This window comes from Bacillus cereus group sp. MYBK220-1 (assembly GCF_051916445.1).
GTDB classification, from domain to species: domain Bacteria; phylum Bacillota; class Bacilli; order Bacillales; family Bacillaceae_G; genus Bacillus_A; species Bacillus_A cereus.
The window spans coordinates 1,258,869-1,284,215 of the sequence record NZ_JBQAGQ010000002.1 but is presented as its reverse complement, the minus strand read 5'-3'; the positions used below and the strand labels follow the sequence as shown (position 1 = coordinate 1,284,215).

Here is a 25,347-nt window from a genome sequence, read left to right as displayed (position 1 = left end):
TCTGCCTCCTTTATTTAAGAAATTGTCATACAAGAGCCTGGACCACCTGCGAATGATAAACCACAGCTTCCTTGTTCGCTATATAAATCTGCCACTTGTTCACGGTGAGTGCCTGGAATGACGAAGCGATCTTTATATTTCGCAATAGCAAGAAGACGATACATATCTTCTACATCCTGTTTTGTTAAACCAAGTTCTTTTAATACAGCTTCATTTGGCTCTTTATTAATTTGCAGCGCTCTCATATGCGTTCGCATAACAGCCATTTTCTTTAATGTAAGACGAATGTGTGATTCATCTCCTGCAGTGAGTAAATTCGCTAAATATTGAATTGGAATACGCATATTATCGATAGCAGGGAAAATCTCTTCTGCTTGCCAGTTACTGCCTTTCCCTTCCACCATATTCATAATTGGGCTAAGCGGCGGAATATACCAAACCATCGGCATTGTACGATACTCTGGATGAAGAGGCAGAGCAATTTTCCAATCGATAATCATTTTATAGATTGGTGACTGTTGTGCCGCTTTAATCCATTCTTCAGGAATGCCTTGTTTTTTCGCCTCAGCTGCTATTTCTGGATCATTTGGATCTAGGAAAACAGTAAGCTGAGATTCATATAAATCTTTTTCGTCTTCAACAGAAGCTGCTTCTTTTACTTTATCAGCGTCATATAGCATTACCCCAATATACCTGATACGTCCTACACATGTTTCTGAACAAATTGTTGGCATACCAGCTTCAATACGTGGGAAGCACATTGTACATTTTTCAGCTTTATTCGTTTGCCAGTTAAAATACACTTTTTTATATGGGCAAGATGATACGCAGAATCTCCAAGCACGACATGCATTTTGATCCACAAGTACAATCCCGTCTTCTTCACGTTTATACATTGCACCAGATGGACAAGATGATACGCACGATGGATTCATACAATGTTCGCATATGCGTGGTAAATACATCATAAAGACGTTTTCAAAATCAGTTTTAATTTCTTCTTCCATTTTCTTTACGTTCGGATCTTGCAATCCTGTTATATGTCCGCCTGCTAAATCGTCCTCCCAGTTTGGACCCCATTCAATTTTGTCGATAAATTCGCCTGTAATTGCTGATTTCGGACGAGCAACTGGTTGATGCTTACGCTGTGGGCTATTTGTTAATGTTTCATAATCATAATTCCAAGGTTCAAAGTAATCATCAATTGTTGGTTGATCTGGATTGTGGAAAATGTTCATAAGACGCTTCATTTTCGAACCAGATTTCAGCTGAATTTCACCATTTTTCAATTCCCAGCCGCCTTTATATTTATCCTGATCTTCCCATTGTTTCGGATAACCAATTCCAGGTTTTGTTTCTACGTTATTGAAATACATATATTCAGCACCTGGACGATTTGTCCAGGTGTTTTTGCACGTTACGCTACAAGTATGGCAGCCGATGCATTTATCTAGGTTCATTACCATTCCGACTTGTGCTTTAATCTTCAAGCCAATCTACCTCCTTCAGTTTGCGAATTACAACGTTTAAATCGCGCTGGTTCCCAGTCGGACCATAATAGTTAAATCCATAACTTAATTGACCGTATCCACCAATCATATGTGTCGGTTTTACGTGAATTCGAGTTGGACTATTATGCGTTCCCCCGCGGTTACTTGTTAATTTCGTACCAGGTACGTTAATGTGACGATCTTGCGCATGGTGCATAAATGCCATTCCTCTCGGTATACGATGCGTTACAACAGCACGCGCTACAACAACACCGTTACGATTAAAGCACTCAATCCAATCATTATCTGCAACACCCGCTTCAGCAGCGTCCTCTTTATTCATCCAAACAGTTGGACCACCTCTAAATAGCGTTAACATCGGTAATGAATCGAAGTACATACTATGAATCGACCACTTATTATGCGGTGTTAAATAGTTTAGTGTAATCTCTTTCCCTTCTACTTCGGGCCGTGATTTACGGAACGGTTTATGTTGCAGAATTGGTTTAAATGTTGCCATCGTTTCACCAAATTCTTTCATCATGTCATGGTCTAAGTAGAAAGATTGTCGACCAGTTATCGTTCTCCAAGGGATAAGACGTTCCACATTTGTTGTAAACGGTGAGTAACGGCGTCCACCTTTTTCTGAACCTGTAAATGCTGGAGAAGTAATTACTGTTTTCGGCTGTGCTGTAATTTGTTCGAATGTGAAGCATTCCTCTTCACGTTCTTCTGCTAAATCACGTAATTTTAGATCTGTTTGTTTTTCAAGTGCTTCCCATGCTTTTACTGCCATATGACCGTTTGTTGTAGAAGATAGTGTTAATACCGCTTCAGCAGCATTGATTGCTTCTTTTATGTCTGGGCAATCTTTCGCGATAGAATCCGTTCGAACAACTCCTAATTTGCTCTTTAATTGCTCATATTCTTTTTCCGCAGACCAAGAGATCCCTTTCGTACCAATCGGTTGTTTTCCGACATTCGGTCCAAGCGCAGTCATTTTGTCATAAATCGTTTTATAATCTCTTTCGACAACATGAATTTGTGGCATCGTTTTACCCGGGATTGGTTCACATTCACCTTTACTCCAATCTTTAATCTTGCCAAGTGGTTGCGCTAATTCTTGCGGTGTATCATGAAGAAGTGGTGTTGCAACAACTTCTTTCATTGGTTCAAGATCAATTTTCTTCGCTAAATCTGACACAGCTTTAGAAAGTGAAGTGAAAATATCCCAGTCAGAGCGCGCTTCCCACGGTGAACCGATTGCCGGATTAAATGGATGTACAAATGGATGCATATCTGTACTGCTCAAATCGTGTTTTTCGTACCAAGTTGAAGCAGGTAAGACGATATCAGAATACAGTGCTGTTCCAGCCATACGGAAATCTAAATTAATGAGTAAATCAAGCTTTCCTTCTGGCGCTTCTTCATGCCACTTTATTTCTTCTGGTCGTAATGAATCACTGTCGTCATTCATTAACCCGTTTGTTGTACCTAATAAATGTTTTAAGAAATATTCATGTCCTTTACCAGAACTCGAAATTAAATTCGCACGCCATACGAATAAGTTGCGCGGGAAGTTGTTTTTGTTATCTGGATCTTCAATCGCAAATTTCAGTTCTTTTTCTTTTAATTTTTGTGCAACATATTTTCCGATTTCTTCTTGCTTTGTTGCACCAGCAGCAACAGCCTCTTTATATAATTCAATTCCATTTTTCTCGAATGTTGGATAAGAAGGTAACCAGCCAAGTCGTGCAGCTAATACGTTGTAATCACCGTGATGTTGATAACGAGAGTTGCCTTCAACTGGAGATGCTAAATGTCCAACAGGTGTATCTTCATAACGCCATTGATCTGTTACGAAATAGAAGAAAGATGTACCGTTTTGTAATTTTGGCGGCCCTTGCCAATCTTTTGCCATCGCGATTGTTTGCCATCCTTCTGCTGGTCTTAATTTTTCTTGACCAACATAATGAGCCCAACCACCGCCGTTTACACCTTGTGCTCCAACGAGAAGAACAAGATTTAAAACGGCGCGATAAATCGTATCAGAGTTAAACCAATGGTTAATACCTGCTCCAACAATTATCATTGAGCGACCATTCGTATCAACAGCATTTTGTGCGAACTCACGAGCGATTTGAATAATAAGCTCACGTTTTACTCCTGTCATTTTCTCTTGCCATGCAGGTGTAAACGGCATATCATCATTGAAGTCTTTCGGTTCTTGTCCGCCAAGCCCTCTGTTCACACCGTAATTTGCTAACGTTAAGTCGTATACAGTTGTAACGAACATTTCGCCCTCTTCTGTCATAACCTTTTTCACTGGAATCGTACGTTCTAATACTTTGTTTCCATCATCAGAGAAGTACGGAATTTGTACAGTTCCAATCGCTTCTTCCATTCCAAGTAAAGAAAGACGTGGATCAATCTTTTCACCTGTTTCTTCATCTTCTAAACGCAAGTTCCATTTCTTTTCATTATCCCAACGTGACCCCATTGTGCCGTGAGGTGTTGCAAAATCATTCGTATTCTCGTTCCAAAGAACAGGTTTCCATTCCCCTAACTTCGTTTCTCGTCCAATATCAGAAGCATTTAAGAACCGATCAGCAACGAATTGATCTCCTTTTTGTTTCAATGTGACAAAGAAAGGAAAATCAGTATATTGCTTCGCATACTTTGTGAAATATTCCACTTGATTATCTACGTAAAATTCTTGTAAGATTACGTGCCCCATTGCCATCGCAAGTGCACCGTCTGTACCTTGTTTCACACTAATCCAATCATCCGCAAACTTTGTTGATTCAGCGAAATCAGGACTGACAGAAACAACTTTCGTTCCTTTATATCGAACCTCTGCTAAAAAGTGTGCATCTGGTGTTCTCGTCATTGGTACATTTGAACCCCATGTCATAATGTAACCAGAGTTATACCAGTCACTACTTTCTGGTACATCTGTTTGATCACCCCAAATTTGAGGAGAAGCTGGTGGTAAATCCGCATACCAATCATAGAAGCTAAGCATCGGTCCACCCATAAGTTGCATAAAGCGACTACCAGCAGCATGACTTAGCATCGACATAGCTGGAATTGGTGAAAAGCCAACATTTCGGTCTGGACCGTATTTCATTACTGTGTACAGTAATGAAGCTGAAACGAGTTGTAACACTTCATCCCAATTCGCACGAATGAATCCCCCTTTACCACGCGCCTGCTTATACGTACGTGCCTTTTCACGGTTTTCCACAATGCTTTTCCAAGCCTCTAATGGTGACTCGTTATTTTGCAATTCTTCTTGCCACATATTCCAAAGAACACCACGTACATACGGGTATTTCACACGAAGTGGACTATAAATGTACCAAGAAAAACTTGCTCCACGTGGGCATCCTCGCGGTTCAAAATCTGGCATATCAGGACCTGTAGTCGGATAGTTAAGCTCCTGCCCTTCCCAAGTTACAATTCCATCTTTCACATATATATTCCAGCTACATGAACCAGTACAGTTCACGCCGTGTGTAGAACGAATTACTTTATCATGCTGCCAACGCTTTCTGTACACATTTTCCCATTCGCGATCTTCATATGTTTCTTGTGTATGATTATCGTTATAACGATCTATTGGTGAAAAATATTTTAAACGTCTCATTAGTGCTGAAGTTTTTTTCTTCATACTGTTCACTCCTTTAATACGTCTCTCTTACATACCCTTACTATAAGAGAGGTTGTAAAATACAGATGTGACATTTCGCACAGTTCAAGAGATTGTCAAAAATTCAGTAGAAAATAAGTTTGTGAGAAAATCTTGTGTTCCGTTGTGAAGATTATGGTTAATCTTAATTATTAGGAGAATGCTATTTTGAGGTATCGACTATTTTGCAAAAGAAAAAGAGTTTTGATATTATTTCAAAACTGCCATAAGGAAAAGAGTATAAATTGTATGTAAAAAAATTTTTCCCAATGTTATTATTTTATATCGAGTCTGATTTTACATAAAACTACAAATCATTATTTACTGTATTGCCCTTAGTTACGGAAACAATTATACTAGATGTAATCGAAATAAATAATCTGAATATTCTTAGAATTTAAGGTAGACCTTTACTATCTACATATAGAATTAGAAATATGTCCACTAAATTGATTAGAAAACGATAATAACATTAGGAGGATTACGATGCCCCAGCTTGATTCATTACATCCCACTGTAGAAAAAATAATCAATAATATTGAAAAAATAATGGTCGGAAAACGAAAAGAAACAATCTTAGCTTTGACAGCTCTCTTAGCTGAAGGTCATGTGCTATTAGAAGATGTTCCTGGTGTCGGAAAAACAATGCTAGTACGTGCTCTTTCTAAATCCATTGATGCTGATTATAAGCGAATTCAATTTACACCTGATTTATTGCCGTCAGATGTAACAGGAGTTTCTATTTATAATCCGAAAGAGCTCCAATTTGAGTTCAAGCCTGGACCAATTATGGGGAATTTTGTACTTGCTGATGAAATTAATCGTACATCTCCAAAGACACAATCTGCTTTACTTGAATGTATGGAAGAAGGCAATATTACAATAGATGGTATTACAAGACCTTTACCAAAGCCGTTCTTTGTCATGGCTACACAAAATCCAGTCGAATATGAAGGAACATATTCTCTACCAGAAGCTCAGCTCGATCGTTTCTTATTGAAACTAAAAATGGGATATCCTACACCAGAGGAAGAATTTGAAATTTTAAACCGGATGGAAAAAACAAATCCACTCTCTCAATTACAAACCATTACTACAATAGAAGATTTACTTTATTTACAACAAAGCGTACAGGTAGTAAGTATGGACAAAGCAATTAAGCATTACATTGTAAAGCTTGTTAATAAGACTCGTACGTACAGTTCTATACAGTTAGGTGCAAGTCCACGTGGCTCGATTGCTTTAATGAAAGCTTCACAAGCTTATGCATTTATCCATGGCAGGAATTATGTTATTCCAGACGATGTTAAATTTTTAGCTCCTTACGTTTTAGCACATAGACTCATTCTAAAAATGGAAGCAAAATTTGAAGGAATAACTGGCGAACAAGTTATCGCAAAAATCGTTGCACGAACTACCGTGCCTACTCAAAGGACGATGAACCCTTGATGAAACGAATGCTGCGAGCGCTATATCACGTTATGAAGTTATTGCTACTCCCTTTATGCCTAGTCTTAACATTTATGTACGCTATGTTTCAAGGCGGGTTTGTCAGTTGGTTTTTGTTTTACAGCATAATTCCCATTGCTCTTTATTCGCTACTACTCCCCTTCTACGCTTTACGGGACGCTGAAGTAAAGCGAATAACAAACCAGAATGGATATGTAGTAGGAGAACAATTTGTAAGCATGATTACAATAAAAAGAAAATTTCCTTTTCCCTTACTTTATTTAGTTATAGAAGATGAACTGCCACCACAATTTATAAGTTGTAAACAAACAAAGATGAATAAGGTAGTACTCTTCCCAGGATTGAAACGAAATATTTCGTTTCAATATGTTATTGACACAATCCCTAGAGGCGAGCACACTTTTTCAAGCGTTCGTGTCAAAACTGGCGATTTATTCGGCATGATAGAGAAAGAAGTAACTTTTTCAGTTCCAGATACATTTTTAGTCTATCCCCAGTATGTAGATATAGCATATCGACAATTGGAAAATCATTTCGAACAAGGAGCGCTTTCAGCAAATATAAATTCAGCAAAAGACTCTACAATCTCTGTCGGTGTCAGAGACTATAAACCTGGTGATCGCTTTTCATGGATTGATTGGAAAGCAACTGCACGAACAAACAATATTATGACAAAAGAGTTTGAACAACAGCGCAGCCATAATGTCATGATATTCATAGACAGAACCGAGTCTCCTCTATTCGAATCAGTCGTCACATTTACTGCCTCTATCGTAAGGGCTGTCTTGAAACAAAATTCACCAGCATCATTCGTGTCTATCGGAAAAGAACAAACTATTTTCCCTTTAGACAATGGAGATACGCAGTTACAACAAATCCTTTGTCATTTAGCAAAAGTGCAAGCAGACAGTGTATTCCCGCTCTCCCAGAGTGTAGACATGGAACTAAGAAAAATTTATGAGCCCGTCACGGTTATACTCGTGACCAGTAATCTTTCTCCCGATATTCAAAAGGCGGCTGATTGTGCTGCTATAAAAAATAGAAAATGTATGGTTTTTGTCGTGAAAGAAAAAGCGAATCAACTTTCACACCGAGAAATCAGTATACTAGAAACTCTAAAAAAACGACAAATATTTGTAAACACGGTTTATGAAAACCGGTATACAAACGTGTTTTTTGAGGTGAGCAAATGATAACATTACAAACAAAATACAAGTGGGATACGAACAGATTCTTTATGCATGCATGTGTATTTCTTCTTTTACTAGAATGGCTAAGACCTCTTATAGGTATTACAAATGTAGGTAGATTAGATATTTTCGTAACATTTATAGGAATTTGCTTCGCTCTCTCTTTTTTTCAGACGAGGTGGCAGATTCCAATAAAAATTGTCACAGTCCTATTTATCATTCATTCCCTATATTATAAAAATGCTTTTATAAATCCATCTTGGCTAACAACATTCTTTTCTGATATGTCTCGAAATTCCTCCCTATTTTTCCAAGGGAATTTACTAGATATTTCTCCAGTTTTTCCGACGGTTTTATTTTTTCTCTCATTTTGGTTTTTGAGTTCTTTCACTTCATTTTGGATTATTCATAAAAAACATGGGTTTCTATTTCTTGTATTGACTATTATTTATATCGCAACTTTTCATAACTTACATTTATACAATGCAAACTACGCTATTATTCGAACTGTTGTCATCGGATTTTTTATGCTTAGTCTTCTTCAAGTAGAACGAATAAAAGAGCGTGAACACTTACAAAATTATGCTAGGGAAATCTCTAAATTACTTAGACCACTTACAATATTTATTGTATTATTAGCAACCATCGCATACTTTGCTCCAAAATTTGGCCCTCAATGGCCAAACCCAATGGATTTTTTAAAATTCAACACATCTGAAGCAAGTAAAGAAAAAAAAGTTTCTACAATTGGGTATGGTTTAGATGACTCACGATTAGGTGGTCCTTTTAAGGCGGATCCTACAATTGTTTTCACAGCACGAACGCAAAACAAACAATATTGGAGAGTCGAAACGAAAGATTTTTATACCGGAAAAGGCTGGGAGGTTTCTGAAAATCCGAAAAAGGTTTCTTTTAAAAATAAAAACGACGTCGTAAGCTGGTACGAACAAAATACAAAAACGGAAACGACTGAGGCAACAATTACCATGCAAAAAAGTTACCCTCACCTTACCTATCCAGCAGGATTAGTATCAGTTAAGGCTTCTTCTGATGTATCATACAGTGTTGACCCGTTTTCAGAAAAAATTTATACAATGAATGGAGACTCTTCTACTACTTTACATTCGTATAAAGTAACATATGAGATCCCTGAGTTTTCCATAAAAAACTTGAAAGCTGTAAAAACAAATGAAGGTCAAGAAACAAATCCTTATTTTATGACAAAGTACACACAACTTCCCGAGTCATTACCACAGCGCGTAAAAGACTTGGCTATCAATCTTACAAATGATAAAGACAACCGATATGATAAAGTATTAGCTATTGAAAATTACTTCACAGACAACTCTTTTACATACGAATCAACGAATGTCTCATTCCCTGCCAAAAGCCAAGATTATGTAGATCAATTCCTTTTCGATACAAAAAGCGGCTACTGTAATAATTTTTCGACGTCTATGATTGTACTACTTCGTTCTGCCGGGATTCCAGCTCGCTGGGTGAAAGGCTATACAGAAGGAACTCTTGACAATACACTTGCCTCTGCAGAAGGTGAGGATGTTTATACAATCACGAACGATAACGCACACTCTTGGGTCGAAGTATATTTCCCAGAATACGGATGGATTCCATTCGAACCGACAAAAGGATTTACTAATCCCTATAATTTTATAAATAATACGCCTGCTCCTATTTCACAAAATAGCGAAGCAAATAATTCTAATAACGAGCAAATACAACAACGAAATAATAAAGCAAAACTTAAAAGTTTAATAGAAAATATAGAAGAAGCTTCTACTAAAAAGGTCACAAATTCTAAAACTAGTTTTTCTTGGTGGTACGTATTCCTCTCTACGATACTAATTAGTATTATAGGATACATTCTCTTCACCACTAGAATGAAATGGATGACATTTCTTATTATTCATTTCTATAAATACCGAAAAAATGATGCTGTTTATCAAAAAGCTTACGGTGCACTTTTAAAACAATTTGCGAGAATTGGCATACCACGGAGTGAAAGTCAAACATTCCGAGAATACGCTCTCCATATCGATACACTTTACAACTCGGCCGATATGCAACAACTTACTGCCAGTTATGAGAACGCTATGTATAAACAGGAGCAGGCTGCAGAAGAATGGAAGAAATCTGTACACTTATGGGAAGTGCTTATGAAAAAAGCAGCTTCTCTGCCTAAATCAGATGGCTTTGATACAGTTATTTAATCTTGAAAATGTGAGTTTAAAGAAAACGTCTCAAAGAACTACATTGTTCTTTGAGACGTTTTTTAATAAAGTGAAACTCCTAATTATTCTCCAAGTACCTTCTCAATCTCAACTTCTAAATCTACCGGCTTCGTCTGCGGCGCAAAACGCCCTACTACTTTCCCGTCTTTTCCGATTAAAAACTTCGTAAAATTCCATTTCACTGCTTTCATACCGAGTAAACCTGGTGCTTGTTCTGTCATGTATGTATATAAAGGATGAGCCTTATCACCTTTCACATCAACCTTTGCAAACATCGGGAAGTTTACACCGTAGTTTAATTCACAAAAACTAGTAATGTCCGCTTCTGTACCTGGTTCTTGTCCCCCGAATTGGTTACAAGGAAATCCGAGTATTTCGAGTCCTTGGTCTTTATATTTATCATATACCTCTTGTAATCCTTTATATTGTGGTGTGAAACCACATTTGCTAGCTACATTGACAATAAGAAGTGCTTTTCCTTTGTAATCTTTTAACGATTTTTCTTCACCTGTAATTGTTTTAGCTGAAAAATCATAAACTGTCATTGTCTTTGCCCCTCTCTTCACTATCATTCTATGTTTATACTATACTACATTCGTGAATATACAGCTCTTATTACGTACTTATAAGTTGTAATGATAGCGCTTTATTTCTGTTCGAAAATTCGACACAAACTACTAGACTTTTATGATGGAAAGTTTTACAATTGAAATGTGAACAAAATGTGACAGTTTATATTCCATTATAAAAGAAAAGGATGGTGTTCATTATGAAAACTGCACAACATGAAACGATTTCAAATCGCGAGTTTTATTTCGTACTATATATGATGTTATTGTATGTTACTGGCTGGGTAATCGATGTAAATGGTTTATTCTTAAGCTCCTACTTTAATTTAGCAGGAGAGATTATGCTTCCATTAGTAGGCGGGATTGTTGGACTGTTCATTATGTCTATTAATAAACAACAAACGAAATAATAATATTACAAAAAGGCAGAAGACGAGCTTCGTTTTCTGCCTTTTTTCTATTTTAGCGTATAATAAAAACATGCAGTATATAAGGAGTGGTAACTATGAAAAAAGTAGAGCAATTATCTTCTCACCTATATCTTATTGATGATTTCGATTTACAGCATAATGAACGAACAGGTACGTACGTTTTATTAGGTGACGATATTACTTTAATTGAAACTTGTGCAGCCCCTTCTCTTCCGTATATTTTAGACGGCTTACAACAATTACATATTGATTTAAACGATGTTAAAAACATTATCGTTACACATGTGCATTTAGATCACGCTGGCGCAGCTGGTTTAATGATGGAACAGTGTCCAAATGCTACGTTATATGTGCATTCTCGTGGTGCTCGTCATATGATTGATCCAACAAAACTTATTTTAGGTGCAAAAGCTGTCTATAAAGAAGATTTCGATAAACTCTTTGACCCAATTCTTCCAATTGAAGAAGAACGTGTTCATATTGTACAACATGGTGATACGTTAAAAATTGCAAAAGACCGCACCCTTACATTTTATGATACACCAGGACATGCGAAGCACCATATTAGCATTCACGATTCATTAACAAACGGGATTTTTACTGGCGATACAATTGGAATTTATTATAGAGAACTCGCAGACGTTGATGTAGAGTTATATCTACCATCAACGTCCCCTTCACAATTCCAACCAGATGCGATGATTGCTTCTAAAAATCACATTCAAAGCATGAATGTAGATACTATTTATTTCGGTCATTACGGCGCATCCTCTCATGTTACAGAAGTATACAATCAATTGGAACATTGGCTACCTATTTTCGTTCAGACTGGTAAGGAAGTCTTTGACAAGTATAATGATTTCGATGAAGCGACTAAAGCTTTACAAACTTTGTTAATGGATAAAATCTCTTCTCATCTTACAAAGTTAAACGTTCCATCAGATCATTCCGTTTATAATATTTTACATTTAGATATAGAAATTAGCGCAATGGGCATTATTGATTATTTCACGAAGCAAGAAAAAGCAAACTCCACTATTAACTAACAGTAAAAGAAGAGATATACAACAGTAGTTATTGTATATCTCTTCTTTTTTTGAATATATTTTGAGTAAAGGATGGTGGAATATAATGCAAAAATTGATGCTATACCTCTGCTTCACATTATTTATCGTCTTATTATTATTTGTAGGAGTAAAAATTCAATTTTATTTAGATACAGACACGCAAGTGAACTTTAACGTTTATCCAAGATTATTCTACTTTACACTCTTCCCTCTTATAGTTGGCATTTTATTACGATTCCTTCAATCTATTAATCGCGAAACGAGTAAACAAAACTGGAGCTTTCAACCGGATAAATTTATTGCTATTACAGTGCCTACACTATTCATTTCCTTTTCCCCAGCACTACTCTTTTCACCACTTGCCGAATACCTACCTTATTTAGTTAATATTATTCTAATAAATACAACTTTTGTTACGATTATTAGTTTAATAGCTGGTTATTCCCTTTTAGATTGTTTTATACAAAAGGACAATGCAACGATGAAAAAATATAATTGAATGCTCTATTTTCTTTTAATAAAGAAAGCTCAAAGCTAAAGCTTTGAGTTTTTTTACTTATCTCACCTTTTCATCTACATACTCCATAAACTGCTCCGCTTTAATAAATCTTTCTTTGTACGCCTCAGGTACTTCTTCTATTTTTATTGCACCAGTTGATTTTATCTTCACTCGTACTATTTCATGTGTCATTAAAGCTTCCATATAGCGATCAAACTCTTCTTGCGTTAATACTTCTTTACTAGATTTATGACCATTTAATTTATCAAAGTATGGTTGAAGGCCCATACTTACCTTTTTCATTTCTTCTCTTTTTGCTGGTGATAATCCATCATAATCTATATTACCATTCGAATCTCCGTACGCAAGCTTTGCATTAGTTAATTTTTTCAGTTCTTTTGTAAACTCTTCATATTCCTTCGCACCCATTTCATCTTTCGCTTCTGATAATTTTGCATTAAAACGCATATACGTTTCTAATGTCATTGCTCCGGCATGTTTTTTTAAATTCTCAAAAGATCCATATATACCATCCGCCATAATAGATTGGTACGCAAAACCTGTCGTCGGGATTAAAAGAGCTGCTGCAAGTACTCCTGCGATAAGGCGTTTCTTCCTCTTACTCCCGCCGTGCTTCATTTTTATTTGCACGATTACTTTTTCTTTTAAATCCGGCGGGGCAACAATACCCTTTGCTTCTTCTTGTATAGATTCCCTAACTCTACAATCTAAACTCATTTCACATTCCCTACCTCTCCTAAAAAAATTTCTTCTACTTGCTCTTTTTGACGTAGTTTCTTTAATGCCGCATGAATTCTAGATTTCACTGTACCGATTGGAATATGTAATATTTGTGCTACTTCTTCTTGTGAATAATCGTGTAAGTATCTTAAGATAATAACTTGTTTCAATTTATACGGTAATTTATGAATGAGTTCGATTAGTTTTTGGTTTGATATTTTACTTACAACATCGTTAGAAAAATCAATTTGCACTGGCTTTCTTTGCTCTTCTGCTTTTTTTATAATTCGTAGTCGCATCCACCTCTTTCTTCTATAAGAATGAATTTGTTTAATCGCAAGCCCAATTAGCCAAGGGCGAAATGGCTTCTCGCTATCATATTTACGAAGCGATTCATATAGCTGTATGTATACTTCTTGAATGACATCATCTACATCCGTTTTATCTTCAATTAAAAAATGTGCTGTTTTATATACTTCTTGAATCGTTACATCATACAATTCGCTATACGCTTCTTTATTGCCTGATAAAGTTAATTGAATTAAATGTGCGTAATCTATTTCACCCTTCATATTCCAGCCCTCCTTTGTCTTACACTATATATTGGCAGGTAATTCATATTTCGTTCGATTTTTCCGAAAAAGTTTTTTATATAAATTAATATAATGATCCACTGAGTTCATAAGCTTCACTTATAACCACACATAACTATTATATAATTTTCCAATTTCTGATAAAGATTTAAAATAATTTATATAGTCAAATTTAGGAGGACATATAATGAAAGCTATCGTTGTAACGTCGTTCGGTGGTCCTGAAGTGATGAAATATACAGATTTTGATATACCGGCTATTTCAGAAGATCAAGTTTTAATTCGCGTAGTTGCTACTAGTGTAAATTTCGCTGATATTAAATCACGTTATGGCAAAAAAGGAAATAAAGCACTACCTTTTATTCCAGGTATAGATGCCACTGGTATTGTAGAACGTGTCGGTTCTCATGTGAAAAATATTCACCCTGGACAACGTGTCATTGCTTTTCCTCAAAATGGATCTTACGCAGAATACGTTGTTGCAAATGAAAATCTTACTTTCGTATTACCCCATGAAGTTGACTTTCAAACTGCAGCCGCTTGTCCAATCGTATCTTTTACAAGCTATAATTTACTCGCAAATGTTGCAAGGCTTCAACAAGGTGAATCTGTACTCATTCATGCGGCTGCTGGCGGAATTGGCACTACTGCTATTCAACTTGCTAAACTATTAGAGGCTGGAACAGTTATAGGCACTGTCGGAAGTGAAGCAAAAAAAGAAATTGCTTTAGATGCTGGAGCTGATTATGTTATTTGTCATCAAGATGAAGATTTTGTAGAGAAAGTCAATGAACTGACAAATGGTGAAGGGGTTGATGTAATTTTAGACTCTATTTCTGGAACGGTTTCTGAAAGAAGTTTAAACTGCCTTGCTTATTACGGTCGCCTCGTTCATTTCGGTAATGCTAGCGGTGAAATTGGTAACTTTCAAACGAAAGATTTACATGCAAGTTGCCGCTCTATACTCGGTTTTAGCTTTGGAACCACACGAAAAAAGCGTCCTGAACTGCTCCAAGAAACTGCAAATGAAGTTTTCCGTTATTTGCGTGACGGACGTTTACAAATTAAGGCTACGAAATCTTTTCCACTTCAAGATGCAGGGAAAGCACATGAATGGGTCGAAAGTAGAAAAAGTACAGGGAAAGTAATACTAACTGTTCAGTCCTCTTCCTGAAATGAATACTGGAAACAGAGGTGGCATTCATGGGATCACGAATTATGCATGTTATTATCGCTAACGGTATTGCTGAGAAACTATCTATTCACGATAAGACTTCTTTCTTACTTGGAGCTGTAGCCCCTGATGCTGTTCATTCAAAAAAAGAAAAAGGAACCTCACATTTTTATGCCGGTACAACGAAGAACTATACGAGAAGAATAGATTATGATTCATTTTTTCATAAATATGAATCACATATAGATTCCCCATTTATTTTAGGCTATTATACCCATCTCATTGCCGATGATAATTGGCTAAGTGGATTTTTTCTACCTTGGCTAAAAAATAGAATAGAGAATGACGAAACTATCGCACCCCTGTACTATAACGATTTTAAATTGTTAAATGCAAAGTTGCTTCATCATTACGATCAAGAACAACAGCTTTTCTCTCTTCTCAATCAAGAGGCTCACATTGTGGATATTGAAGAGGTTTCTAAAGAAAACGTTTTAGCTTTTCGAAAGTATCTTTTTGAAGATATGTTGTATCCAAAGCAACATTTGCATGAAGACTTACAAGTATTTACGTTTGACCAAATCGTTGGCTATATTGAGACAGCGATTGAAAAAGGAGTATTTTTTATTAAACAACTCTCTAATGAAAAATCCACTTCAAAAATTTAATCCCCCTCAAATATATTTGAGGGGGATTTTCACATAGCAATATTATTATTGGTTCTTCTCCATAACCGCAAAATAATTCCCTTCGCTATCAGCAAAGTTAAACACTTTACCAGAAGGCATAGTTACCATTTCTCCAACAGTAACATTTTTGTTTGTTAAATCTGTATATAATTGATCAAGATTTTCTGAGAAGAACATTAAGGACGGTGTACCAAGATTCAATTCTGGGCTCATTTTAGAAATAACTTCTTTATTATGTAATATAATGCTCGTTTCTGCACCGTTAGTCGGAGCAATTTCAATCCATCTCATTCCTTGCTTGTTATCTTCCTCTGCTACTACATGAAACCCTACCTTTTCCGTCCAAAAATTTACTGCCTCATCTTGATTATTTACATATAACATAATTTGTCCTACTTTATGGATCATTACATTTCCCCCTAATGGTTTTTATATTCTATGTAGCTTTCTACAAATACTATCGTTATTCCTTTTGAGTTGGTATGTACTTCTTTGCAAAATTTATCGACTGACTCATCCCATCCAGTTCATCAAAATAATCATTTCTTTCAATCATGTTATATCCGTCGAATCCAATTTTATCTAATACTTTGAAGAATATATCGAAATCTACTTCACCATTCCCTGCTGCGACTTCAATATACTTACTTGAACTATCGCTTTTCACCTTTGTACAATCTTTAATATGAGTTTGCACTATATAATCTTTTAATAGTAATAAACCTTCTCCCGGATTTTCATTTACATCACTTATTAAATTTGCTGGGTCAAAGTTAACAGCTAGTCCTTTCGAGTTTGCAGTTTCTAAAAATCGTTTTAATACTATTGCTTTTTCAGATCCCGTCTCAATGGCGAAGAATCCTCCAAATCTGAACGCTAAGTCCCCTATTTCATTACAAACACGTAGCATTTTATCATAGTACTCACTATTTTCATCATCAGGGATTTTCCCAATATGGGCTGTTACTATGTTAGCTCCTAACCTTAACCCTTTATCAGTAATATATTTAAAACTCTCTATTACACATTCAGCTTCAGTTCCTATTATTCCATTTTCTCCGAAGCTAATTGCTAATGACGGGACTTGAATCTCATTAAAAGATAAGTTTTCTTTTAATGTATTCCATTGTATCTTTGAGATGTTAGCTAAGTTGAAAGTCGGATTCATAGCATATAATTGAATATATTCTAAATCCCATTCCCTTGCTTTTTGTATTCCTTCGTTTACTTCAATATATTTTGTATTCAAAAACATTCCTAATTTCCTATCCATATGTGTACCTTCTTTTTATTATTTCGCATCATTTTAATATTCGACTTTTTTATATTATCTCCTCGTATAAACCAAATAAATAAACTACCCTTTTTTCGATACTCCCAGTAGAAGCATATATATGATAGGCACATTAAAAACACTAATACAATTCCCATTATCACTTGTTTACAAACAAAAAAGACGTAACTACAAATAGTTACGCCTTCTCCATCATTTATCTAGGCTTTTTCTTCCCAGTAAATGCTGGTTTCTTTTTCTTTGGTGCTTTCGATTTCGTTTCTACGAATGATCCTTTGAACATTTCTTGCTTCGTAAATACGATGCCTAGTTTTTTCGCAAATTGCAGTAATTTGCGCTCTTCTTGTGGAGTTACAAGAGATACGACAGTTCCTTCTTTACCCATACGTCCAGTACGTCCTGAGCGGTGAATGTATTGGTCTACTGTGTCTGGTAATTCTAGGTGAATTACGTGTGTTAAATCGTCAATATCGATACCGCGCGCTGCAATATCAGTAGCAAGTAGAATTTCTAATTTCCCTCCGCGGAAAGCACGCATTGTCGCTTCACGCTCTTGTTTACTTGCTTCTGCATGAAGAGCCGCTGCTTTCATTTTACGGAATTTCAATTTCTCAGTAATTTCATCTAAACGGAATGGGTCGTTTAAGAAAGCAACTGCTTTTACATCGCCCATATGCATAATTCTTCTTACGTAATCATTTTTTTCGCGTCGCTCACAAATGATATACGTATGCTCAACTAAGCTTTTTGATTCTGCACGTGTTACACGTACTAATTGTGGTTCAACTGCTAAATCACGTGCCGCATCTTCTGCCGCTTTTGTCATTGTCGCCGAGAAGAATACTAATTGACGATCGCGCATCGTTGATTTAATTACATCTTGCACTGCGCCCATCATTTTTTGCTTTACAATTTGATCAAACTCATCAAATACAATTGTTTTTACTTCATGCATTTTTAGCTTTTTCATACGAATTAATTCTAAAATACGGCCTGGTGAACCGACAATTACTCTTGGGTGTTTCTTTAATTTTTCAACTTGGCGCTTAATATCTGCACCACCAATTAAAGATGCACCTGAAATTTCAGTTCCTGCTGTAAACTTTTGAACCTCTTCATGAATTTGCATTACAAGTTCACGTGTTGGCGCTAAAACAACAACTTGTGGCTGTTTTACTTCAGGATTAATTTTATGTAAAAGTGGTAATAAGTACGCTAATGTTTTTCCTGTTCCAGTTGGAGATTCAGCTATAACGTCTTGTCCTTCTAAAATAGTTGGAATCGCTTGTTTTTGAATTTCAGTTAACTCTTTAAAACCAGCCTTCTCCCAAGCTTGTTGTAAAAATGGTTGCATATCTTTTATCATTTGTTTTTCTCCTTTATCTCTATTTTTGAAGAAAATGCTGTATTGTTCGCACCGTTTCTATCATGTGTGAAATAACAGCTATTAAATCATCAACATGGTCTTCTGTAATCGCTTTTTGAAATAGAACCTCTACCTTATTATGATATGAAATCGCTTGCTTATTATATTCGTATGAAACTTTCTGCATAATCATTCTTTCTTTTCCCCATATAGAACGCATTAATGTTTCAATTTCTTCACATTTTACTTCTGGTTGTTCTAACGGGAATGAAAATGCTAGCTTCATCTCACAACCTGGTGTAAACTGAGGCACTTCTAGTATTTCACCAGACAAGTTCTTTGCATCCACAGATAATGAAAATGTTGCTTCTACTAATGGTTCAAACGGTTCTGTTAATTGAAATGAGATATGATATATACGACTTAATGAAGCAAGATCCATCATATCTTTTCGATCTGTTACAAGAATATCTCCATGTAGATCAAAATCATACACAGCACCTTCTACGATTACTTTTAAATTGTCAAAAGCAGTTGGATCAAACATAATTTCCTCCAAAAAACAGGCGCCTTTCGATGGAAAGGCGCCACTTGATGTATATATAGTTTACAGATAAACGAGATGAATTACAACCTTTTAGAATAAACCTACTGCTTTTCCATCTTCATTTACATCCATTTGAAGTGCTGCTGGCTGTTTTGGAAGACCTGGCATTGTTAACATTGTACCTGTTAACGCAACGATAAAGCCTGCACCGATCGATGGTTTTAACTCACGAATTGTAACGATAAAGTCAGATGGACGACCTAATTTTGTTGCATCGTCAGAAAGAGAGTATTGTGTTTTCGCCATACAAACTGGTAGATTACTCCAACCTTCTCCTTCATATTGAGCTAATTGCTTACGTGCTTTCGGAGCAAATTCAATATCTTTTGCGCCATATACTTTTTGAGCAATTGTACGAATTTTTTCTTCTAATGGTAATTCTAATTCATAAAGTGGTGCGTAGTTGTTTTCACCTTTTTCGATTTCTTTTAGTACTTTTTCAGCAAGGTCAACTCCGCCTTGGCCACCTTTCTCCCAAACTTCTGTTAAGGATACTGCATAGCCACGCTCATTACACCACTCTTGTAAGTATGTAACTTCTGCATCTGTATCTGTAATGAATTTATTAATTGCAATTACGAAAGGCACACCGAAGCTTTGAATTGTTTCAACATGCTTCTGTAAGTTTTCCATACCTTTTGCTAATGCATCTACATTTTCTTCTTTTAATTGATCTTTTGCAACGCCGCCATGCATTTTAAGCGCACGAATCGTCGCAACAATAACAACTGCTTCTGGTTTAATGCCAGCTGCACGAGCTTTAATATCTAAAAACTTCTCAGCGCCTAAATCAGCACCGAATCCAGCTTCTGTAATAACATAATCACCTAATTTTGCTGCCATTGTCGTAGCGATAACACTGTTACAACCGTGAGCAATATTCGCAAATGGTCCGCCATGAATAATAGCTGGTGTATTTTCTAACGTTTGTACTAAGTTCGGTTTTAATGCGTCTTTTAATAATAGTGTCAAAGCACCTTCTACACCTAAGTCTTTAACCGTTACAGGTTGATTTGCAAAGTTATAAGCAACTACGATGCGAGATAGACGCGCTTTTAAGTCTTGAATATCTGTTGCAAGGCAGAACACGGCCATAATTTCAGATGCTACTGTAATGTCAAAACCGTCTTCACGTGGTACACCTTGTACAGGTCCACCAAGACCAATTACTACGTTACGAAGGGCACGATCATTTAAGTCAACACAGCGTTTCCAAACGATTTTACGTGTATCAATTCCAAGTGTGTTTCCTTGTTGGATATGATTATCAATAAACGCTGCTAATGCGTTATTGGCAGTTGTGATCGCATGGATATCTCCAGTAAAGTGAAGGTTAATGTCTTCCATTGGTACGACTTGTGAAAAACCGCCACCTGCTGCTCCGCCTTTTAATCCCATCGTTGGTCCAAGAGATGGTTCACGAAGTGCAATTACTGTTTTCTTACCAATTTTGTTAAAAGCTTGACCTAAACCAACTGTTACTGTTGATTTACCTTCTCCAGCTGGAGTTGGGTTAATTGCTGTTACTAAAACAACTTTACCGTCTTTCTCATCTTGTAAGCGCTTAAAAATATCAAGAGATAACTTACCTTTATAATGACCGTATGGCTCTAATTCATCTTCTAAAATATTTAAATCAGCTGCAATTTCTTGAATCTTCTTCATACTCGCTTCTTGTGCGATTTCAATATCGGATTTCACTGTTGTAGTAGTTGTCATATACCCTAGTCCCCCTTTAATTGGTTCTGATGATATTGTATCAGTTTTTTGTATTTTCTGCACTTATTTACCTCCTAAAAATTCTTTCATTTCTTTATACGTTTTTTAACATAAATACCCATAAGAATGTTAACGATTGTTGCAACTCTGTAGGTAGTTGACCTAACATCTTCTCATTTACTCCGCGCTTATATACGCCGATGCCATCTACAACTTCAAAACCTTGTTCTTTCGCTAACTGTTCAAATTCCCAAGGCATCATTGTATTACAAACAACGTCTTTTCCGTACAAGCGAGGATAACTGTTCTCTCGTGGCTTTGCTGTCGGTCCTAAAATTGCAATACATGCATATCCATCTTTCTTTAACACACGCTTTATTTCATTTAATGCTCGTAATGGCTCTTCCGTCCATTCTAAAGAATTAATTGCCATAATTGATTCAAATTGCTCATTTTCAAATGGTAATGCAGAAAGATCTCCTTTTATAAAAGATAAATTTGGTCCTTCTCCGCGCTCCTTACCTTTTTGAATCATCACTTCCGATAAATCTACTCCCACTGCTTTATAGCCTGCGCGACTTAATTTATATGTACCGTACCCATCACCGCATCCAACATCGAGCACTTGTGCGTCTTTCTTCACATACTGTTCAAAAAACGGAATAATTGTGCTCCTACTCCCGCTATCCCACATCTCTTGACTATTTTGATTCCAAAACTCCGCACTACTATCCCATTTCTTTTCTGCTGATTCATGCCAATTAAATTTCGTCATACATTCCCCTACCTTCACGCTTTATCACTCATTTCATTCTACACCATTTTCCAAAATTCCTGTTTTATCCCGCTTGCAGTAAGACACCTACCTCAAAATTCAATGGATGCGGATCAGTTAATGGGAGAGAACTGCTCATAAAAATCCAATTGTTGCTGGCTGATAATCAGTCCTAGTGGAAAAAATCCCACACTTTATCTTCAATAGGAGATGGATATGTTAACGATGGAATGCGTATTCTCCAATTTTTGCTTTACTTGGGTTTAACTCATACTCATGCTCTTCTCATTTTGAAAGATACTATAGATACACCCAATTGAAAGAGAGGGATGTACATGCGAAGAAAGAGAAATCATCATTTTAAAAGTGGTGAAAAAAACGAAGAGTATGCAGCTGAAATATCACCAGCTGGCATTCCAATTAGACATAAGCGTAAAGAAATTGCAAATGAGATAGAAGGTACAAATACCGGTGCAATGGTAGGCTATGTCGCTTTATTTCTTTCGTTATTCTCCATTGCTTTTTATCCAGTTACGCTCGGCTCCCTAGCAATTTTAGTTGGCCTATTAGCTGTCAATTTCGGAGCAAGAACACTTGGATATACAGCCATTGGTTTTGGTAGTTTTTCTGTTTTATTTACTTTACTTTATCCGCTTGCTTTGTCAGCGTTTTAAAAAAACACACCAAGTCATACTTGGTGTGTTCATTCATGATACAACATAATATGACCGCATCCACAACAATGTTTCGCTGTAATTTCTTGAAACACTGGATAATTTTCTTCATCTCGATGCTCAATAAATACTTTTTCAAATCGATACATGTTTGGTGCATATGCCCAATCTTGTTTCGTACGTGCATATAACGTTGAGGAAAAAAACTCCTCACCGCCACAAACAATACATGTGTTCTTCATCAATACCCCTCCTATGCTTGTCTTACTTCATCTATATGAACATAAGCATAAAAAAAAGACCTTCTATTACTAGAAAGTCTTCTCTGAAACAAAAAGAAATGTACCAAACATTCCTACTCCGCTATATTCTTTTGAAACACCAGCTTCTGTTTTAAATGTTTGCTTTACAGTCATAAAGAATACACCATTTCGTGCATCTGTACTTTCAAATTGTAGTTTTTCTTTTTTACCATCTACATTTTGCGTGCATTCAAAACTACTCTCATTACAATTCAACGCATACTTATCCTGTACATACACTTTAAAATCTGATTCTTTCGGACAAGTTATAAGTAATATTGCCACGAGAATAATACTTATAATACCCACAATTGTATAATATTTCTTCATTTGTACTCCTTTCAAATGACAAGAAAACTTGACTTCATACGCCAAGTTTTCTTAGTCAACAACCCATTGCCACTCTTGTTCTTTCTTATCAAAAATGAGCCAACCTGTTTCTGTTGCTTCCTCTTTCAATTCATCGATATTATCTAACACCTCATCCGTACTTTCATACGAACCAACTACATATACCGGAATTTCAAGACCTCTTCTTGACTCAATCTTCCCTGCTAGATCTATGTAAAGACCATCTTCCATGAGTGGAATAAGTCCCATAATCAATTCTTTTGAAATCGCTGGGAAAATTTTTGATTTTTGGAAGAAAGAAAAACGTTTCTTACCGAAAGCACCGAGTTTATACGGAATGACTTTACTTAACATTCCTACAAAATCAGCAATTCTACGATAATACACTTTGTTGTACCATCCGTCATCATGTGAAAAATAAACAAATCGATTTTTCAGTAACGGAAAGAATGTTCTTGCAAGTGGTTCTTTTTTGTGAGCCAAATATAATAATTCTGCAATTTCTTTCGGCTCTAATTCATCTAAATCGCTTGCATCATCAAAATCTACCCAACAAAATTCATCAAATTCATCAATCTCTGCTTGAATTAACTTATGTATATTTTCTTCCTCAACATATTCAAATAAAGTATGATAATGAAAATCCGTCCATTCAAAGTTGTGCTTCAAAAGCAACACTTGATGAAGCGGTGAAGGGATGTTACTCGCAAACTCTTTAAACGTAATTCCTGATGTAATAAAACAATGACCTCGACGATTACCATTAATATATATCATATTCTTTACTTGGTCAGATCCTCCAGACAAAGCACCTAGCCACCTTCGTTTTATATGTTTCAATTCTATAGCATATTTTAACATGAAAAATTTTAGAAACATAGAAAAAACTTCAAAAACTATTTACAATTTCATGTGTTTTATTACATAGTGATTACAAGAAAAAACGCCTGCTCATAAGCAGGCGTTTTTAAAGGATTTCATCAGGGTTTTGAGGATGATGATTTCCCTCTTTCTTTTCTTCTTTTTGGAACATCGATTGAATTTTATCAATTGTTTGTGGAGCTAATTCAATCATTTTTTCTGCTAAATGTGTCGCATTTTGTAGATGCAGAATATTTACTCCATCTTTATTCACCACAAGAAATGCTACTGGTGTAATAGAAACACCACCCGCGCTACCGCCACCAAATGCAGGGTTACCGTTCGCTCTTTGTCCATCATTCGTTTGGAAATCAGAACCTCCTGCTCCAAAACCGAACGCTACTTTAGAAACCGTTAACACTACACCACCGTCAGCCGTTTGAACAGGCTCTCCAACAATCGTATTTACATCGACCATTTCTTTTAAATTTTCCATTGCTGCTTTCATTAACCCTTGAATTGGATGATCCACCGTTCATAACCTCCTTTGTCATATCTTTCCTAGTTTTTCCGAAAGTTTGTGAACTAAACATAAAATTTTATATTGATTTCAAAAAACTCAAGTTGTAATATTTAGAAAAATAAAAAAAGAGGTCGATTCGTTATGATGCGAAAATTAACAAAGAAAGATCATGAACAAGTATTCGCTTATCTAAAAGAAGAAGCAGCCCTTAACTTGTTTATTATTGGAGATATTGAAGCTTTCGGTTATGACACAGATTTTCAAGAATTATGGGGAGTATTTAAAGAGAATGGAACATTAAAATCAATTCTACTCCGATTCCACGATTCATTTATACCCTATAGTAAAGAAGAATTTATTACCACTGATTATGAGGCACTTCTTTCCGCATATAAGCCACTTAAACTCTCTGGTAAGTCAACTATCGTAGAACAATTTGAAACTGCTTCAAATATACAACTAGGTACTAAAAATGAAATGTATTTTTGCGAATGTCTAAATGACAACAACTTACCTAGCACACCAATTCATGAAACAATTAAACTTGCCTCACTAGATGATATAGAACGAATTATGAAATTACGAAGTGACATCGCTGAATTTCCGACTACCAATGAATCAGAGAAAATATTAAGGCAGGCTATCGAAACAAATACAGGACGCACATACTATATTGAAAAAGATGGCGTGATCATCGCATCCGCCTCTACTTCCGCTGAAAATTCATTATCCGCTATGGTAGTTGGTGTATGTACACACCCGAATTATCGCGGAAATGGTTACGCTTCACTCATATTACAAAAAATGATCCAAGACTTTACGAAAGAAGACCGAACACTTTGTTTATTTTATAACAATCCAGCTGCTGGACGAATTTATAAACGACTAGGATTTAAAGACATTGGAATGTGGACGATGTATCGATAATAAGAGATACTCTATAAACGAAAATAGTTGTAACTTAGCAATAAAAGCTGATTACACAAAAACCCCACACCGTTATTATGAAGAAACTCCTTGTA

Annotated in this window: 25 protein-coding genes; 10 read left to right on the top strand and 15 right to left on the bottom strand. The window is 36.0% G+C overall.

The window, feature by feature from the left end; all coding sequences use genetic code 11:
* Window positions 1–14: 14 nt before the first annotated feature.
* Both narH and ACTFRU_RS13555 read right to left on the bottom strand, forming a co-directional pair.
* Complete coding sequence (narH, locus tag ACTFRU_RS13560) at window positions 15–1,490, bottom strand: nitrate reductase subunit beta (protein ID WP_000692658.1); 1,476 nt, start codon at window positions 1,488–1,490, stop codon at window positions 15–17.
* Window positions 1,480–5,163 carry a nitrate reductase subunit alpha gene (locus ACTFRU_RS13555; protein ID WP_088362698.1) on the bottom strand — a complete coding sequence of 1,228 codons (3,684 nt, stop codon included), beginning with the start codon at window positions 5,161–5,163 and terminating at the stop codon, window positions 1,480–1,482. The genes narH and ACTFRU_RS13555 overlap by 11 nt, the downstream gene beginning before the upstream one ends.
* Window positions 5,164–5,667: 504 nt before the next feature.
* On the opposite strand from ACTFRU_RS13555, the gene ACTFRU_RS13550 reads away from it, so the two are divergent.
* The 3 genes from ACTFRU_RS13550 to ACTFRU_RS13540 are packed head-to-tail and all read left to right on the top strand — an operon-like array spanning window position 5,668 to window position 10,069.
* A complete protein-coding gene (locus ACTFRU_RS13550) occupies window positions 5,668–6,630 on the top strand; it encodes a MoxR family ATPase (RefSeq protein ID WP_326036055.1) in 963 nt (320 codons plus the stop codon).
* On the top strand, window positions 6,630–7,844 hold the full coding sequence (locus tag ACTFRU_RS13545; RefSeq protein ID WP_440037688.1) for a DUF58 domain-containing protein: 1,215 nt from the start codon (window positions 6,630–6,632) through the stop codon (window positions 7,842–7,844). Before ACTFRU_RS13550 ends, ACTFRU_RS13545 begins: the two co-directional genes overlap by 1 nt.
* Entirely contained in the window at window positions 7,841–10,069 is a 2,229-nt protein-coding gene (locus tag ACTFRU_RS13540; protein WP_440037687.1) for a transglutaminase TgpA family protein, read from the top strand. The genes ACTFRU_RS13545 and ACTFRU_RS13540 overlap by 4 nt, the downstream gene beginning before the upstream one ends.
* A gap of 83 nt (window positions 10,070–10,152) precedes the next feature.
* Here the strand turns inward: ACTFRU_RS13540 and bsaA are convergent, their stop codons facing one another.
* Complete coding sequence (gene bsaA, locus ACTFRU_RS13535) at window positions 10,153–10,635, bottom strand: glutathione peroxidase (RefSeq protein ID WP_000219440.1); 483 nt, start codon at window positions 10,633–10,635, stop codon at window positions 10,153–10,155.
* A gap of 224 nt (window positions 10,636–10,859) precedes the next feature.
* Here bsaA and ACTFRU_RS13530 point away from each other — a divergent pair, with 224 nt between their 5' ends.
* The 3 genes from ACTFRU_RS13530 (at window position 10,860) to ACTFRU_RS13520 (ending at window position 12,656) form a co-directional block, all read left to right on the top strand.
* Complete coding sequence (locus tag ACTFRU_RS13530) at window positions 10,860–11,069, top strand: DUF3925 domain-containing protein (protein WP_000844984.1); 210 nt, start codon at window positions 10,860–10,862, stop codon at window positions 11,067–11,069.
* A gap of 95 nt (window positions 11,070–11,164) precedes the next feature.
* Window positions 11,165–12,136 (top strand): MBL fold metallo-hydrolase, encoded by a 972-nt coding sequence (locus ACTFRU_RS13525; protein ID WP_000754975.1) that lies wholly within the window; start codon window positions 11,165–11,167, stop codon window positions 12,134–12,136.
* Window positions 12,137–12,221: 85 nt separating this feature from the next.
* Window positions 12,222–12,656, top strand: coding sequence for a hypothetical protein (locus tag ACTFRU_RS13520; RefSeq protein ID WP_137050296.1), 435 nt, complete (start codon window positions 12,222–12,224; stop codon window positions 12,654–12,656).
* A gap of 57 nt (window positions 12,657–12,713) precedes the next feature.
* On the opposite strand, the gene ACTFRU_RS13515 is transcribed toward ACTFRU_RS13520, so the two are convergent.
* On the bottom strand, window positions 12,714–13,394 hold the full coding sequence (locus tag ACTFRU_RS13515; RefSeq protein WP_000050672.1) for a DUF3600 domain-containing protein: 681 nt from the start codon (window positions 13,392–13,394) through the stop codon (window positions 12,714–12,716).
* Window positions 13,391–13,969: a sigma-70 family RNA polymerase sigma factor gene (locus ACTFRU_RS13510; RefSeq protein WP_163093488.1), complete on the bottom strand. Its 579-nt coding sequence runs from the start codon at window positions 13,967–13,969 to the stop codon at window positions 13,391–13,393. The genes ACTFRU_RS13515 and ACTFRU_RS13510 overlap by 4 nt, the downstream gene beginning before the upstream one ends.
* Window positions 13,970–14,177: 208 nt before the next feature.
* On the opposite strand from ACTFRU_RS13510, the gene ACTFRU_RS13505 reads away from it, so the two are divergent.
* Together ACTFRU_RS13505 and ACTFRU_RS13500 are read left to right on the top strand one after the other, a co-directional pair.
* Window positions 14,178–15,164: a quinone oxidoreductase family protein gene (locus tag ACTFRU_RS13505; RefSeq protein ID WP_079004323.1), complete on the top strand. Its 987-nt coding sequence runs from the start codon at window positions 14,178–14,180 to the stop codon at window positions 15,162–15,164.
* 29 nt (window positions 15,165–15,193) lie between these two features.
* A complete protein-coding gene (locus ACTFRU_RS13500) occupies window positions 15,194–15,832 on the top strand; it encodes a zinc dependent phospholipase C family protein (protein ID WP_033695483.1) in 639 nt (212 codons plus the stop codon).
* Window positions 15,833–15,877: 45 nt separating this feature from the next.
* Here the strand turns inward: ACTFRU_RS13500 and ACTFRU_RS13495 are convergent, their stop codons facing one another.
* The 6 genes from ACTFRU_RS13495 to ACTFRU_RS13470 all read right to left on the bottom strand — a co-directional run bounded on the left by ACTFRU_RS13495 (window position 15,878) and on the right by ACTFRU_RS13470 (window position 21,614).
* Complete coding sequence (locus ACTFRU_RS13495; RefSeq protein ID WP_000581478.1) at window positions 15,878–16,261, bottom strand: VOC family protein; 384 nt, start codon at window positions 16,259–16,261, stop codon at window positions 15,878–15,880.
* Window positions 16,262–16,316: 55 nt separating this feature from the next.
* A complete protein-coding gene (locus ACTFRU_RS13490) occupies window positions 16,317–17,126 on the bottom strand; it encodes a sugar phosphate isomerase/epimerase family protein (RefSeq protein ID WP_033695484.1) in 810 nt (269 codons plus the stop codon).
* Between the two features lie 217 nt (window positions 17,127–17,343).
* Window positions 17,344–18,513 (bottom strand): DEAD/DEAH box helicase, encoded by a 1,170-nt coding sequence (locus ACTFRU_RS13485; RefSeq protein WP_088352116.1) that lies wholly within the window; start codon window positions 18,511–18,513, stop codon window positions 17,344–17,346.
* A gap of 19 nt (window positions 18,514–18,532) precedes the next feature.
* A complete protein-coding gene (locus ACTFRU_RS13480; protein WP_000460219.1) occupies window positions 18,533–19,060 on the bottom strand; it encodes a hypothetical protein in 528 nt (175 codons plus the stop codon).
* 90 nt (window positions 19,061–19,150) lie between these two features.
* Window positions 19,151–20,839, bottom strand: coding sequence for a formate--tetrahydrofolate ligase (locus tag ACTFRU_RS13475; protein ID WP_014482011.1), 1,689 nt, complete (start codon window positions 20,837–20,839; stop codon window positions 19,151–19,153).
* A 94-nt stretch (window positions 20,840–20,933) separates the two neighbouring features.
* Window positions 20,934–21,614 carry a class I SAM-dependent methyltransferase gene (locus ACTFRU_RS13470; RefSeq protein ID WP_000160025.1) on the bottom strand — a complete coding sequence of 227 codons (681 nt, stop codon included), beginning with the start codon at window positions 21,612–21,614 and terminating at the stop codon, window positions 20,934–20,936.
* Window positions 21,615–21,949: 335 nt separating this feature from the next.
* On the opposite strand from ACTFRU_RS13470, the gene ACTFRU_RS13465 reads away from it, so the two are divergent.
* Window positions 21,950–22,288: a hypothetical protein gene (locus tag ACTFRU_RS13465; RefSeq protein ID WP_001253201.1), complete on the top strand. Its 339-nt coding sequence runs from the start codon at window positions 21,950–21,952 to the stop codon at window positions 22,286–22,288.
* Window positions 22,289–22,317: 29 nt separating this feature from the next.
* Here the strand turns inward: ACTFRU_RS13465 and ACTFRU_RS13460 are convergent, their stop codons facing one another.
* The 4 genes from ACTFRU_RS13460 to ytfJ all read right to left on the bottom strand — a co-directional run bounded on the left by ACTFRU_RS13460 (window position 22,318) and on the right by ytfJ (window position 24,334).
* Window positions 22,318–22,530 carry a hypothetical protein gene (locus ACTFRU_RS13460; RefSeq protein WP_000798747.1) on the bottom strand — a complete coding sequence of 71 codons (213 nt, stop codon included), beginning with the start codon at window positions 22,528–22,530 and terminating at the stop codon, window positions 22,318–22,320.
* Between the two features lie 69 nt (window positions 22,531–22,599).
* Window positions 22,600–22,920 carry a hypothetical protein gene (locus ACTFRU_RS13455; protein WP_000761174.1) on the bottom strand — a complete coding sequence of 107 codons (321 nt, stop codon included), beginning with the start codon at window positions 22,918–22,920 and terminating at the stop codon, window positions 22,600–22,602.
* Window positions 22,921–22,971: 51 nt separating this feature from the next.
* Entirely contained in the window at window positions 22,972–23,748 is a 777-nt protein-coding gene (locus ACTFRU_RS13450) for an oxalate:formate antiporter (protein ID WP_000014087.1), read from the bottom strand.
* Between the two features lie 160 nt (window positions 23,749–23,908).
* The gene (ytfJ, locus tag ACTFRU_RS13445; RefSeq protein ID WP_000349991.1) at window positions 23,909–24,334 is read right to left on the bottom strand and encodes a GerW family sporulation protein; all 426 of its coding nucleotides are present in this window, start codon (window positions 24,332–24,334) and stop codon (window positions 23,909–23,911) included.
* A 132-nt stretch (window positions 24,335–24,466) separates the two neighbouring features.
* On the opposite strand from ytfJ, the gene ACTFRU_RS13440 reads away from it, so the two are divergent.
* The gene (locus ACTFRU_RS13440; protein WP_000984754.1) at window positions 24,467–25,252 is read left to right on the top strand and encodes a GNAT family N-acetyltransferase; all 786 of its coding nucleotides are present in this window, start codon (window positions 24,467–24,469) and stop codon (window positions 25,250–25,252) included.
* Window positions 25,253–25,347: the final 95 nt, after the last annotated feature.

Coding starts and splice junctions, on each gene's coding strand:
- ACTFRU_RS13555 (WP_088362698.1), bottom strand. CDS start 5,163: ATGAAGAAAAAAACTTCAGCACTAATGAGACGTTTAAAATATTTTTCA.
- bsaA (WP_000219440.1), bottom strand. CDS start 10,635: ATGACAGTTTATGATTTTTCAGCTAAAACAATTACAGGTGAAGAAAAA.
- ACTFRU_RS13485 (WP_088352116.1), bottom strand. CDS start 18,513: ATGATAAAAGATATGCAACCATTTTTACAACAAGCTTGGGAGAAGGCT.
- ACTFRU_RS13465 (WP_001253201.1), top strand. CDS start 21,950: ATGCGAAGAAAGAGAAATCATCATTTTAAAAGTGGTGAAAAAAACGAA.
- ACTFRU_RS13550 (WP_326036055.1), top strand. CDS start 5,668: ATGCCCCAGCTTGATTCATTACATCCCACTGTAGAAAAAATAATCAAT.
- ACTFRU_RS13455 (WP_000761174.1), bottom strand. CDS start 22,920: ATGAAGAAATATTATACAATTGTGGGTATTATAAGTATTATTCTCGTG.
- ACTFRU_RS13475 (WP_014482011.1), bottom strand. CDS start 20,839: ATGACAACTACTACAACAGTGAAATCCGATATTGAAATCGCACAAGAA.
- ACTFRU_RS13525 (WP_000754975.1), top strand. CDS start 11,165: ATGAAAAAAGTAGAGCAATTATCTTCTCACCTATATCTTATTGATGAT.
- ACTFRU_RS13520 (WP_137050296.1), top strand. CDS start 12,222: ATGCAAAAATTGATGCTATACCTCTGCTTCACATTATTTATCGTCTTA.
- ACTFRU_RS13510 (WP_163093488.1), bottom strand. CDS start 13,969: ATGAAGGGTGAAATAGATTACGCACATTTAATTCAATTAACTTTATCA.
- ACTFRU_RS13460 (WP_000798747.1), bottom strand. CDS start 22,530: ATGAAGAACACATGTATTGTTTGTGGCGGTGAGGAGTTTTTTTCCTCA.
- ACTFRU_RS13505 (WP_079004323.1), top strand. CDS start 14,178: ATGAAAGCTATCGTTGTAACGTCGTTCGGTGGTCCTGAAGTGATGAAA.
- ACTFRU_RS13490 (WP_033695484.1), bottom strand. CDS start 17,126: ATGGATAGGAAATTAGGAATGTTTTTGAATACAAAATATATTGAAGTA.
- ACTFRU_RS13480 (WP_000460219.1), bottom strand. CDS start 19,060: ATGTTTGATCCAACTGCTTTTGACAATTTAAAAGTAATCGTAGAAGGT.
- ACTFRU_RS13440 (WP_000984754.1), top strand. CDS start 24,467: ATGATGCGAAAATTAACAAAGAAAGATCATGAACAAGTATTCGCTTAT.
- ACTFRU_RS13500 (WP_033695483.1), top strand. CDS start 15,194: ATGGGATCACGAATTATGCATGTTATTATCGCTAACGGTATTGCTGAG.
- ACTFRU_RS13545 (WP_440037688.1), top strand. CDS start 6,630: ATGAAACGAATGCTGCGAGCGCTATATCACGTTATGAAGTTATTGCTA.
- ACTFRU_RS13495 (WP_000581478.1), bottom strand. CDS start 16,261: ATGATCCATAAAGTAGGACAAATTATGTTATATGTAAATAATCAAGAT.
- ACTFRU_RS13470 (WP_000160025.1), bottom strand. CDS start 21,614: ATGACGAAATTTAATTGGCATGAATCAGCAGAAAAGAAATGGGATAGT.
- ACTFRU_RS13530 (WP_000844984.1), top strand. CDS start 10,860: ATGAAAACTGCACAACATGAAACGATTTCAAATCGCGAGTTTTATTTC.
- ACTFRU_RS13540 (WP_440037687.1), top strand. CDS start 7,841: ATGATAACATTACAAACAAAATACAAGTGGGATACGAACAGATTCTTT.
- ACTFRU_RS13515 (WP_000050672.1), bottom strand. CDS start 13,394: ATGAGTTTAGATTGTAGAGTTAGGGAATCTATACAAGAAGAAGCAAAG.